Here is a 12,325-nt window from a genome sequence, read left to right on the forward strand (position 1 = left end):
GGGGACGGCATTGGGCAATCAAGGTGCAGAAATGTCCACAAATTCCATGAAAACGCGGTTTCCCAAAAGCCGTCCGCGTTGGGTAAGACACAAGCGTTCTCCGCGCCATTCCAACAATCCCAGATTCACCAGAGAAGCAATGGTGGGTCCAAATACTTCTTCAATTGAGCGGTGAAAGCGCTGCTCAAAACGTTGGCGAGAGACTCCCTCTTGCGTCAGACGTAAACCCATCATCATGGTTTCTTGCATCTCGGTCAGTGGATCAATGGTCTGAGTCTGTTCAGTGGCTGGGGTAAGCGGAAAGGGGAGTTGCGCAGGAGTTTGCAGGCGCTCAATATAAGCCCTGATGCTGCGAACATTTGCGGTACGCAGGTGTTCGACGAAGCCATGGGCACCGGCTCCAAATCCCAGATATGGTTCGTTGAGCCAGTATTGCAGATTGTGCTGACAAACCCATAATCTTCCCTCCCGTCGAATCGCCCAGTTGGAGATCTCGTATTGGAGGTAGCCGCTCTGAGTCAGCATGGCGTCGGCTTTTTCGTACATCTCGGCTGCCACATCATCATCTGGTGGGGGCAGCAAGCCGCGTGCCACCCAATGGTAGAACGGGGTAGCATGCTCGATGCTTAGCGCATAGAGCGAGAGGTGTTCGGGGAACATGCCCAATGCTCGTTCCAACGTGGCTTCCCAGCGGGCCAATGTTTGGAAGGGGATGCCATAGATCAAATCAAGATTGATGTTTTCGAAGCCGGCTCGACGCGCCCAACGGACCGTCTGACTCACGTCAAAGAAATCATGCTGGCGTTCCAATAGACGTAAATCCTCCGGGTGTGCCGATTGCATCCCCAGGCTAAGCCGATTGACCCCCAGGCGGCGAATGGTTTGCAGCCATTCCAGGGTCAGCGTGCCGGGATTGGCTTCCAGGCTAATCTCGGCATCAGGAAGGACCTCAAAGGAAGCACGACAGGTTTCCAGAATGAGCCCAATGGCTTCGGCTGGCAGGAGTGAGGGGGTTCCGCCCCCGAAGTAGAGGGTATGCACGGGCAAGCGGTTGGGGGCTGTCCGGCCTACCTGACGGATTTCGTTGCACAAGGCCTCTACGTAAGCGGGGATCAGGTCTTCCTGGCCGCTGTACGTGTTGAAATCGCAGTAGGCGCAACGGTGGCGGCAGAACGGGATATGCAGGTAGAGGCTAAAAACGGTCATCCTGGGTCTAGGGGTGGAGGGTATCGAAGATGCCTGCCTCTACATAATACCATTGTTCACCCCGCTGTGCGAAAAAGGCGACCATGGCAAATGCCCGGCGAGGGTTTAGTTTGGCTGCACTACAGCAGTTGTAGTGAGGCACTTCATTATAACCCAAAGCAATTTCTTGGTCCTGGTAAGAAATTCCGATCTTACCTGACTTGCTGAAAAAAATAAAAAGGCTGGTTATTCAACCACTCATGGCTTGCTCAAAGTCGCGAAATTCCTGTGGTCAGCGGGGCAAAAGCCCGGTTGAGATGACCGTCGAACCATCTGCCAGCCCGAGCAGTGTTTCGAAAACCAGCCCTCTTGATCAAGGCGAGGATTACGTTATGAGGGGAAGGAATCGGGGGGTAACAGGCACTCACCCCAATGATTAGGCTGCCCAAGGGGGCTAGAGCGAAAAATCGGGGCGTAGACTTTCGCCTCAATTTCGATTTTAACACAGTGAGGTGTGGGGTAATCCAAAGAATAATCCTCCTGCCTCTGGAACGACCAAAGGCAGGAGGCGGATGGGAGAGAGGACGGCAGGCTAGAAGACGTTAATCAAGACCTCGGTGGCTACATTGGAAACACCCCCTAACCTTGTTGGCGCGGAAATTTACCCTGTACCCTCATAAGCGCTGTGTAATGTGGCAATGTCCAGTTTTTTCATCTGAAGGATGGCTTGTGTTACGCGCGCCTGTCCTTCAAGATGGGGACTTTGCATGATCGTATCCATGAGCGCAGGTACAATTTGCCAGGAGAGACCGTAGCGGTCCTTGAGCCAGCCGCATTGCTCCGCTTCTGGCTCAGCAGAAAGCCTCTCCCAGTAGCCATCAATCTCTGCTTGCGTCTCGCATTTGACCGTAAAAGACATGGCCTCGTTAAAGCCAAAACCGTGATCCAGTGCACTATCCATGGCGGCGATCCAGGTTTCTCCGAGGCGGAAGTCAGAAAACATCACCATTTTTCCGCAGTTGGGCTCTGTGTGCTCCGGGTAGAAGCGGAGTTGCCCGGCTTGCGAGTCGGCAAATACCGAACGGTAGAACGCCCCCGCTTCTTCGGCCTTACCGCAAACCCGTCCTGTGAAAAGTAATGCCGGGGTGATGAACGGCCGTGGATCGCCCTCTGGGTTGGAGAGGATCAGTTGCCAGGAGAGGCCATAGCGATCCTGGACCCACCCATAACGCTGACTGAAAAAGTATTCCTCCAGTGGCATCAGCACCTGGCCGCCTTCGCTTAACGCATGCCATAAAGCATCCAGATGCTCTCGAGCCCGAGGATCTTGAGCAGGATCAAAGTTGACAATGAAGGAAATTGATGGGTTGAATTTGAACGGAGACCCTGCACTAAAAGCCTGGAAAGGCTGCCCGGCCAATTGGAAACTCACGATATCTACCACGCCAGAGGGGGTATCGTGCAGCATAGCCGTATATCGAATGCCCGAGTTGGGGAATAATGCGGTATAGAATTCAACCGCCGCACGGGCTTCTGTGTCAAACCACAGGGTGGGCACAATCTTGGTCATGTTGTGTCTCCTGATAACCGACATTGTTGAGGTCTTTATGCGCAATATTTTGATTGAGGCCGGAGGAGTTTAGACCGTGCTTGCTGCCCTCTTCACCAGCGCACTGATCCTTGACTCTTCAACGGGGCCCAATTCCTTCAGCGCAAAGGCAACCGGCCACATGGCTTCCTCATCGAGTTTGGCCGCATCCGTAAAGCCTAACGTAGCATAGCGGGTACCGAACTTCTGTGCCGCCTGGAAAAAGCAAACAACCTTGCCCTCCTGATTAGCATAGGCGGGCATTCCATACCATGTTTTGGGTGAAAGGGTGGGAGCGCTGGCTTTGATAATCGCATGTAGCCGTTCAGCCATGGAACGGTCAGGTTCCTGCATCTCAGCAATCTTTTTTAGTACGGTGCTTTCACCGTCTGTTTTGTCCATGCGTGAGCCTCGCCGTGTTGCCTTAAGTTCGCGGGCACGTTCCCGCATGGCAGCGCGTTCTGCATCCGTGAATCCCTCGGTTGTCTGGTCACTCTTGGAAGGGTTTTGGCTTTTGCTCATCGGGTCTCCTTGGGAATTGCTAGAAATTGGGGGGACCTAAAAGGCGAAATGCGCCATTCGCCAAATTTTCCCCTCAAAGATAACAAGGTGGGTTGAATATATCCATAATAGATTAGAACATCTGTTCCGTCAAGGGTGATTCGAGGTAAGAAACTCAGCCTTGATATAGATTTTGTTTCGGGGTATACTATGGCCGATCGCTGGGGACTTTGAAAATCAAGCAAAAATTTAGCAGGCTTTTCCTTGACGATACTTAATAGTGCGGCTTATAATAAACCTTTGCGTATTCCGCTTTTACGGCAAACGGTTTGGTCAGGTATTTAAGTCAGGAGTGAGTGATGCTTTCGATTCCAACGGTTAAATCTTACGCCCGCATCCCGGTTGTTTTTGATTTGCCCAATCTGATTGAGGTACAAATCGAGTCCTTTAAGCGCCTCAAAAGCGAAGGATTGGCCGAACTGTTCGACGAAATCACCCCCATCGAGTCCTACAACAAGGGAATGAAACTTTACTTCCCCAGCCGGACTCCTGAAGCACAACAGTGGGGGTTGAAGTATTGGTTCGGCGAGCCCAAGCATAGCATTGAGGAATGCGTTGAGCGCGATTTAACCTACGCGCGCCCGCTTTACGTCTCGGTGCTTTTGGCAGGTCCGGATGTGCCCGAACCCATAAAGCAGGACATCTTCTTGGGGGATTTCCCCGAGATGACCGAAAAGGGCACTTTCATTATTAACGGTACTGAGCGGGTGGTGGTATCGCAGCTGATCCGTTCGCCGGGTGTGTATTTCGAGGCGCCAGTGGATCGTGCTACCGGGCACCGCATGGCAATGGCCAAATTGATCCCGGACCGCGGCGCCTGGATGGAATTTGAGACGCGCAAAAATGACTATATTATCCTCAAGTTTAACCGTAAGCGCACCGTCCCCATAACCATCTTCCTGCGTGCCCTGGCGGCAGTCAATGATGGTCTGCCCGACTCACCCATTAAAGAGGGGACTGACGAGGAATTGATCGCGCTCTTCCGTGATGTGGATAACAATCCGGAGCGTCTCTTTATTGCTTCCTCTTTCCATCAGGAGCCCCAGTGGGATCTTTCGGGTGGCCTGACCATTGCCGAGGCGGCTCTGATCGAGTTCTTCAAGCGGATGCGCCCGGGCGATCCGGCCACTTTGGAGAACGCTCGACAGTTCTTGGAAGAGCAACTATTTGATCAGCGCCATTACGACCTGGAACGGGTGGGGCGCTATAAACTAAACCAGAAGCTGGATCTGATGGAGCATGTTCCCATCACGCACCGCACGGTGACGCGTTGGGATATTGTGGCGATCATCCGCCGCATGATCCTGATCAATAATGAGCGCGAAGACAAGGACGACATTGACCACCTAGGTAATCGGCGGGTCAAGACGGTAGGGGAGTTGATTCAGAACAAACTGCGCATCGGGTTGCGCCGGATGGAGCGTGTGATCAAAGAGCGCATGTCCATTCGGGACCAGGATCAGCTCTCGCCAGTGAGCCTGGTCAATATTCGACCGGTGGTGGCGGCGTTGCGAGAATTTTTCGGTTCCAGCCAGCTCTCCCAGTTTATGGATCAGACCAACCCGCTGGCCGAACTGCGTCATAAGCGTACACTCTCGGCTTTGGGGCCGGGTGGGTTGCGGCGCGAGCGTGCGGGCTTTGATGTGCGCGATGTGCATCACTCCCACTATGGGCGTATTTGCCCCATTGAAACCCCTGAAGGTCCCAATATTGGTCTGATCGGGCGTCTGGCAACTTATGCGCGGGTTAACGAATACGGGTTCATCGAAACCCCTTACCGCCGTGTGATTAAGGTTATGTCCACGGATGACCCGAACCTGGTGGGGCGGGCAGTTAACGAAACCTTGACCGATCCAGATACGGGGGAAGTCTTCCTCAAGCCGGGTGAGCGCATTCAGGCCGAGCATCTGCCCCTTATTAAGAAACTGGATCGGCGCACAATCTTTGTGGTGCCGTTTGTGTCCAATGAGGTGGAATATCTCTCGGCGGATGCGGAAGATAAATTCGTCATTGCGCAGGCTAACACCCCGCTGAATGAGTACAACGAATTCGCTTCGAACCGGGTCACCTGCCGTTTCCATTCCGACTTCCGGGTAGTGGCGCCGGATAGTGTCAACTACATGGATGTGGCCCCACACCAGGTTGTGGGTATCAGCGCTTCGTTGATCCCCTTCCTGGAGCATGATGATGCGAACCGCGCGCTGATGGGTTCAAACATGCAGGTGCAGGCGGTACCGTTGGTGCGCCCGGATGTACCTATTGTCTCGACTGGCATGGAGGCCCATGCGGCCATTGATTCGGGCCAGGTGCTTGTTGCCGAAGAGGATGGCGAGGTGGTCTCGGTGACCGGGCGTGAGATTGTGGTGCGCGGCGCCAATGGATTGCGTCGCTATGCACTCAAGAAGTATCAGCGTTCCAATCAGTCCACCTGCATTGACCAACGCCCGGCGGTCTTTAAAGGCCAGCGTGTGCGTAAGGGCGATGTATTGGCGGATTCGTCATCTACCGTCAATGGCAACCTGGCGCTGGGTCAGAATGTGGTGGTGGCTTTCCTCTCTTGGGAAGGCGGTAACTTTGAGGATGCGATTCTCATCTCTGAGCGTCTGGTGCGGGACGATTACTACACCTCAGTGCACATTGAGCAGTACGAGGTGGAAGCCCGCGATACCAAACTGGGACCAGAAGAAATCACCCGCGACATTCCAAACGTGGGCGAAGACGCCATCAAAGATCTGGATGAGCGTGGGATCATTCGTATCGGCGCTGAGGTGGGTCCCAATGACATTCTGGTTGGTAAGATTACGCCCAAGGGTGAGAAGGAGTTGACCCCTGAAGAGCGCTTGTTGCGCGCTATCTTTGGTGAGAAATCCCGCGATGTCAAAGACACCTCGCTCCGTATGCCCCACGGTGAGCGCGGGAAAGTGGTGGATGTCAAGGTCTTCACCCGCGAGGACAACAGCGATCTCCCGGCGGGTGTGGATATGATGGTGCGCGTCTTTGTTGCCCAGCGCCGCAAGATCACTGCGGGCGATAAAATGGCCGGGCGCCATGGGAATAAAGGCGTGGTCTCTCGCGTGGTGCCCATCGAGGATATGCCTTTCCTGGAGGATGGGACACCAGTGGATATCATTCTTAATCCGCTCGGTGTGCCGGGCCGTATGAACATTGGGCAGGTTTTGGAGACCCATTTAGGCTGGGCGGCGCATCGCCTGGGTTTCCGGGCCATCACGCCGGTCTTTGATGGGGCTTCGGAGCGCGAGATTGAGGCTGAACTGGCGCGGGCCTGGCTGATGGATGAGGCCTGGAAGGACGCTATGAAGGCGGCCTGGGCCTGGATCAAAGAGCAGCCCGATTATGACCCTGAGTACTTCCGGGATGATGATGAGGTGCGGCTGGTTTATCTGGAACACTGGTTGGCGGATAAGGGCTATGATGTTTCGCGTCTGGCTTATGACTATAACTATGCCCGCTATGCCAATCTAGAGGCCTGGTTGCGAGAGCAGGGTTATGACCCGAATGATCTCATGGTCTATGAAAGCGTGATTGCCAACGACAAGCGTCAGCCGGAGAAAGACCAGCGTGCCATTGAAGCCTGTCTGCGTTTGTGGCTTGCCCGGCAGGGTGAGGATGTAACTCAGGTCTCGGATGAACAGATTCGCCAGACTGCAGAAGACTACATGGCGCGGACGGGTTTGCCAATGCCTATCATCGGCAAACAAATCCTGCGCGACGGCAAGACCGGCATGCCTTATGATCAACCGGTAACGGTGGGTGTGATGAGTGTGATGAAATTACACCACCTGGTGGAGGACAAAGTCCACGCACGCTCGACGGGTCCGTACTCGCTGGTCACCCAGCAACCTTTGGGTGGTAAAGCCCAGTTTGGTGGTCAGCGCTTTGGTGAAATGGAAGTGTGGGCTCTGGAGGCCTATGGAGCGGCTTACACCTTGCAGGAGATGCTGACGGTCAAGTCTGATGATGTGCAAGGGCGTGTAGCGACCTATGAGGCCATTGTCAAGGGTGAACCCATTGAAGAGCCCGGTTTACCGGCTTCATTCCGGGTGTTGGTCAAGGAATTGCAGAGCCTGGGGCTGGCGGTAGAGGCCTACATGGATAACGGCGAGGTCATTCGCTTCGGTAAAGATGAAGAGCGTGTGCGACCGCCGCGTTTGGAGACCGGCCTGTTAAGCATTGGTGAAATACCAGAGGAGACCTCTCAACTTGACGGTTCATAACCCCCATGATATAATCAGCCGCCGTGCCCTTGCCCACTGCACTGCTGTGGACGCGGGCGAAGGCGAGGCCATCGGCCTGCTAGCGATGGCCTCGGTTGTTGAGATGAGCATTCAAAGTACTACGATTTTTTGGAGGCGAGGACGTGCCAACGATTAATCAACTAGTTCGTAAGGGACGCGAGGTCAAAAAGGAAAAGAGTAAAGCGCCGGCCTTGCAATTTATTTTGAACACGATGCGCCAGCGGCGTATCCGCGTTGATAAGGGCGCGCCCCAGAAGCGCGGCGTATGCACAGTGGTGCGTACCATGACGCCGAAAAAGCCAAACTCGGCGCTGCGTAAAATTGCCCGTGTGCGCTTGACCAATGGCATTGAGGTAACGGCCTACATCCCGGGCGAGGGGCACCAGTTGCAGGAGCACTCGGTGGTGCTGGTGCGCGGTGGCCGTGTGAAAGACCTGCCGGGTGTGCGTTACCACATTGTGCGTGGTACGCTGGACGCTACTGGTGTGGCCAAGCGGATGCAAGGGCGTTCGAAATACGGCACGAAGAAGCCCAAAGAGGCGAAGAAATAATCAGGTCCTGAGGACGGAGAGGATAAAGCATGCGGCGCGGAAAACCTGAACGACGCGAATTACCTCCGGACGTGCGTTACGGCAACGTCCTGGTGCAGAAGTTCATCAACCACGTGATGCGACGGGGTAAGAAAAGCCTGGCGATGCGGATCGTTTACGATTCCTTTGAGGTGATCCGTGAGAAGACCGGACGGAATCCCGTGGAGGTCTTTGAGCAGGCTATTCGCAACGTGGGTCCCATCATGGAAGTGCGCCCACGACGTGTAGGTGGTGCCACTTATCAGGTACCTATGGAGGTGCCGGACTATCGCCGCACGACGCTGGCTATGCGGTGGATCTTAGAGGCCGCAAAGGCGCGAGCGGGCAAATCTATGGTGGAAAAACTCTCGGCAGAATTGCTGGATGCGGCCAGTGGTCAGGGCGCGGCAATTCGTAAGCGCGATGAGACCCACAAGATGGCCGAAGCCAACCGGGCTTTCTCCCACTATCGCGTCTAAACGGCCGGGCGAAAGGGTGATTAGAGGTAAGCGGTTATGCCACGCAATTTTCCGTTGGAGAAGTGTCGCAATATCGGGATCATTGCCCACATTGATGCGGGCAAGACCACCACTACTGAGCGCATCCTGTTCTACACCGGGCGCACGTATCGCCTGGGGTCGGTGGATGAGGGCACAACCGTCACCGACTGGATGGAGCAGGAGCGCGAGCGTGGCATAACCATTGTCTCGGCAGCGGTGACCGCGGAGTGGAAGGGCTATCAAATCAACCTGATTGACACGCCCGGTCACATTGACTTCACCGCCGAGGTGCAGCGTTCGTTGCGTGTGTTGGATGGGGGGATTGTGGTTTTTGATGCGGTTCAGGGGGTGGAGCCGCAGAGTGAAACGGTTTGGCGCCAGGCGGATCGTTACAATGTGCCGCGGATTTGCTTCGCTAATAAAATGGACCGGGTGGGAGCGTCCTTTGAGCGCACGATTGAATCCATCCGCCAGCGTCTAGGTGCCAATCCCATCCCCATGCAGTTGCCAATTGGTAGCGAGGCGTCTTTCCGGGGGGTCATTGATCTGCTCACCATGCAGGCCATTTACTGGGAAGATGAACTGGGGCGTGAGCCGGTTTATGCGCCCATCCCGGATGATATGCGCGCGCAGGCCGAGGAGTGGCGTGCGGCTATTGTTGAGCGCATTGCTGAGTTTGAGGATGAACTGATCATCAAGTACCTGGATGGGGAAGAGATCAGCGTTGAGGAGCTTAAGAGCGCGCTGCGTAAGGCGGTCATTGCCAACAAGGCGACCCCAGTCTTCTGTGGCTCGGCGCTGCGCAATCGGGGAATCCAACCGTTACTAGACGCTGTCATTGATTATCTGCCTTCGCCGGTTGATATCCCGCCTGTGAAAGGTACTGACCCGGATAACCCGGATGTGATTATTGAGCGTCGCCCCTCGGATGATGAGCCAATGTGCGCGCTGGTCTTTAAGATTGTGGCCGATCCCTATGTGGGGCGGCTGGCTTATTTTCGGGTTTATTCCGGTAAGGTAACACAGGGGGAGATGGTGCTCAATTCCTCGCGGCGGCGCAAGGAGCGCATTGGGCGAATTGTGCGGATGTACGCTGACCGCCGAGAAGATGTAAGCGAGATTTGTGCTGGTGATATTGGCGCTGTTTTGGGGTTAAAGGAGACATTTACTGGCGACACATTGTGCGATATCAGGCACCCCATTCTCCTGGAAAGCATTACTTTCCCCGAACCGGTTATTTCGGTGGCTGTTGAGCCGAAAACCACGGCCGATCAGGATCGTATGGCAGAGGCGTTACGCCGCCTAGCCGAAGAAGACCCCACCTTTAAGGTGCGCTTCGATGAGAATACTGGGCAGACGATTATTTCGGGCATGGGGGAACTGCACCTGGATATTATCGTGGATCGCATGATGCGCGAATTTCGGGTTCAGGCGAATGTGGGGCGCCCGCGAGTCTCCTACCGCGAGACGATCAGCCGCCCAGTGCCCGAGGTCAATTATCGCTATGTCAAGCAGACAGGCGGTCGTGGGCAATATGGCCATGTCATTATCTCTCTTGAACCCCTGGAGCGGGGGAATGGGATTAAATTTATTGATAAAACCGTTGGGGGCGTGATCCCCAAAGAGTACATCCCGGCCATTGAGAAGGGCATCCTCGAAGCCGCCGAAGCGGGTGTGCTGGCGGGCTACCCGGTAACGGATGTACAGGTGACCTTGCTGGGTGGTTCTTATCATGAAGTGGATTCCAGCGACATGGCGTTCAAGGTCGCTGCCTCGTTCGCTTTCAAAGAGGGCGTACAACGAGGAGCGCCGGTCCTTCTCGAACCCATTATGAAAGTGGAGGTGTTGGTACCGGAGGTTAATCTTGGGGATGTCTTAGGTCAGTTGAATGCTCGGCGCGCGGAAATTCAGGGCATGGAACCGCGTCCGGGTGGAATGCAGGCTGTTCGGGCCTTGGTGCCCCTGGCAGAAATGTTTGGGTACGCAACCGAACTGCGCTCGGCAACGCAAGGGCGTGGCATTTATACGATGGAATTTGATCACTATGCCCCGGTGCCCGAGTCGGTTCGCGTCAAAATTCTTGGATAAATCTAAACTGCCATTTGATCAGGAGGAATGTGATACATGGCTAAGCAAAAGTTTGAGCGGACGAAGCCGCACATGAATGTAGGGACGATGGGTCACATTGACCATGGGAAGACGACCCTGACGGCGGCGATCACGAAGTACTGCAACTTGTTAGGGCGAGCGGAATTCAAGGCGTACGATCAGATTGACAATGCGCCGGAAGAGAAAGCGCGTGGGATCACGATCAACATAGCGCATGTTGAGTATGAGAGTGAAAAGCGGCACTACGCGCATGTAGACATGCCGGGGCATCGTGACTACATCAAGAACATGATTACGGGGGCGGCGCAGGTAGACGGAGCGATCCTGGTGGTAGCGGCGCCGGAGGGGCCGATGCCGCAGACGCGGGAGCACGTGCTACTGGCGCGGCAGGTAGAAGTGCCGTATATCATTGTGTTTTTGAACAAGATCGATCAGATGGATGACCCGGAGTTATTGGAGTTGGTGGAATTAGAGTTGCGGGAGATGCTGAAGGAGTACGGGTATCCTGGGGATGAGACGCCGATTATACGCGGGAGTGCGCTGAAGGCGTTGGAGAGTCCGTCGAAGGATCCGAACGCGCCGGAGTATGCGTGCATCAAGGAATTGTTGGAGACGATGGACAGTTACTTCCCGGAGCCGCAGCGGGATGTAGACAAGCCGTTCATGATGCCGATTGAGGATGTGTTCTCGATCAAAGGGCGTGGGACGGTGGTGACGGGGCGGATTGAGCGTGGCCGGGTGAAGGTAGGGGATCCGGTGGAGATTGTAGGGTTGCGGGATCGCAGCCTGAGTTCGGTGGTGACCGGGGTAGAGATGTTCCACAAGACGCTGGATGAAGGGATTGCGGGGGACAACGTTGGGTTGTTGCTGCGCGGGATTGAGCGGACGGATGTGGAACGTGGGATGGTGGTAGCGAAACCCGGGAGCATCACGCCGCACAAGCGGTTCATGGCGGAAGTGTACGTGTTGCGGAAAGAAGAGGGGGGGCGGCACAAGCCGTTCTTCAGTGGGTATCGGCCGCAGTTTTACATTCGGACGATGGACGTGACGGGGACGATCAAGTTACCGGAAGGGGTGGAGATGGTGATGCCGGGCGACAACGTGAACATGGAAGTGGAGTTGATCGTACCGGTAGCGTTGGAGCAGGGGTCGAAGTTTGCGATCCGCGAAGGTGGCTTGACCGTGGGTGCCGGCGTCATCACCAAGATTCTGGATTAGGTGGCTGATTATGGTGGCGAAACAACGCATTCGCATCCGTCTTAAAGCGTACGATCATCGTGTATTGGATCAATCAGCGCGACGCATTGTCGAGACTGCGGAGCGAAGCGGTGCGCGGGTGGTAGGGCCTGTGCCCCTACCCACCCGCATCGAGCGCTTCACGGTTCGCCGTTCAACCTTCATTGACAAGGATTCACACGAGCACTTTGAAATTCGTACGCATAAGCGCTTGATTGATATTCTGGACCCGGACTCTAAAACGATTGACATGCTCATGCGCCTGAATTTACCGGCGGGCGTAGACATCGAAATCAAGATTTAGGGTCTGGTCAAAAGCGC

10 protein-coding genes are annotated in these 12,325 nt (G+C 55.1%); 7 read left to right on the forward strand and 3 right to left on the reverse strand.

The window, feature by feature from the left end; genetic code table 11:
• Positions 1–18: 18 nt before the first annotated feature.
• The 3 genes from hemW to SE15_RS02470 all read right to left on the reverse strand — a co-directional run bounded on the left by hemW (position 19) and on the right by SE15_RS02470 (position 3,295).
• Positions 19–1,206, reverse strand: a complete 1,188-nt coding sequence (gene hemW / locus SE15_RS02460; RefSeq protein ID WP_054520515.1) for a radical SAM family heme chaperone HemW — start codon at positions 1,204–1,206, stop codon at positions 19–21.
• Positions 1,207–1,846: 640 nt separating this feature from the next.
• On the reverse strand, positions 1,847–2,755 hold the full coding sequence (locus SE15_RS02465) for a VOC family protein (protein ID WP_054520516.1): 909 nt from the start codon (positions 2,753–2,755) through the stop codon (positions 1,847–1,849).
• Between the two features lie 69 nt (positions 2,756–2,824).
• Positions 2,825–3,295: an iron chaperone gene (locus tag SE15_RS02470; protein ID WP_054520517.1), complete on the reverse strand. Its 471-nt coding sequence runs from the start codon at positions 3,293–3,295 to the stop codon at positions 2,825–2,827.
• 338 nt (positions 3,296–3,633) lie between these two features.
• Here SE15_RS02470 and rpoB point away from each other — a divergent pair, with 338 nt between their 5' ends.
• Genes rpoB through rpsJ form a run of 7 tightly spaced genes read left to right on the forward strand, consistent with a single transcriptional unit; the run spans position 3,634 to position 12,308 of the window.
• On the forward strand, positions 3,634–7,569 hold the full coding sequence (gene rpoB / locus SE15_RS02475; protein WP_054520518.1) for a DNA-directed RNA polymerase subunit beta: 3,936 nt from the start codon (positions 3,634–3,636) through the stop codon (positions 7,567–7,569).
• Positions 7,556–7,726: a hypothetical protein gene (locus tag SE15_RS14435; RefSeq protein ID WP_160316647.1), complete on the forward strand. Its 171-nt coding sequence runs from the start codon at positions 7,556–7,558 to the stop codon at positions 7,724–7,726. Before rpoB ends, SE15_RS14435 begins: the two co-directional genes overlap by 14 nt.
• Positions 7,713–8,141: a 30S ribosomal protein S12 gene (rpsL, locus tag SE15_RS02480; protein ID WP_054520519.1), complete on the forward strand. Its 429-nt coding sequence runs from the start codon at positions 7,713–7,715 to the stop codon at positions 8,139–8,141. The genes SE15_RS14435 and rpsL overlap by 14 nt, the downstream gene beginning before the upstream one ends.
• A gap of 29 nt (positions 8,142–8,170) precedes the next feature.
• Positions 8,171–8,638, forward strand: coding sequence for a 30S ribosomal protein S7 (gene rpsG / locus SE15_RS02485; RefSeq protein ID WP_054520520.1), 468 nt, complete (start codon positions 8,171–8,173; stop codon positions 8,636–8,638).
• A gap of 36 nt (positions 8,639–8,674) precedes the next feature.
• Positions 8,675–10,747 (forward strand): elongation factor G, encoded by a 2,073-nt coding sequence (fusA, locus tag SE15_RS02490; RefSeq protein ID WP_054520521.1) that lies wholly within the window; start codon positions 8,675–8,677, stop codon positions 10,745–10,747.
• Between the two features lie 36 nt (positions 10,748–10,783).
• On the forward strand, positions 10,784–11,986 hold the full coding sequence (tuf, locus tag SE15_RS02495) for an elongation factor Tu (RefSeq protein WP_054520123.1): 1,203 nt from the start codon (positions 10,784–10,786) through the stop codon (positions 11,984–11,986).
• A 13-nt stretch (positions 11,987–11,999) separates the two neighbouring features.
• Positions 12,000–12,308, forward strand: a complete 309-nt coding sequence (gene rpsJ / locus SE15_RS02500; RefSeq protein ID WP_054521310.1) for a 30S ribosomal protein S10 — start codon at positions 12,000–12,002, stop codon at positions 12,306–12,308.
• Positions 12,309–12,325: the final 17 nt, after the last annotated feature.

The sequence above is a fragment of the Thermanaerothrix daxensis genome (assembly GCF_001306145.1).
Classification (GTDB): domain Bacteria; phylum Chloroflexota; class Anaerolineae; order Anaerolineales; family Anaerolineaceae; genus Thermanaerothrix; species Thermanaerothrix daxensis.

Coding starts and splice junctions, on each gene's coding strand:
- hemW (WP_054520515.1), bottom strand. CDS start 1,206: ATGACCGTTTTTAGCCTCTACCTGCATATCCCGTTCTGCCGCCACCGT.
- SE15_RS02465 (WP_054520516.1), bottom strand. CDS start 2,755: ATGACCAAGATTGTGCCCACCCTGTGGTTTGACACAGAAGCCCGTGCG.
- SE15_RS02470 (WP_054520517.1), bottom strand. CDS start 3,295: ATGAGCAAAAGCCAAAACCCTTCCAAGAGTGACCAGACAACCGAGGGA.
- rpoB (WP_054520518.1), top strand. CDS start 3,634: ATGCTTTCGATTCCAACGGTTAAATCTTACGCCCGCATCCCGGTTGTT.
- rpsG (WP_054520520.1), top strand. CDS start 8,171: ATGCGGCGCGGAAAACCTGAACGACGCGAATTACCTCCGGACGTGCGT.
- fusA (WP_054520521.1), top strand. CDS start 8,675: ATGCCACGCAATTTTCCGTTGGAGAAGTGTCGCAATATCGGGATCATT.
- tuf (WP_054520123.1), top strand. CDS start 10,784: ATGGCTAAGCAAAAGTTTGAGCGGACGAAGCCGCACATGAATGTAGGG.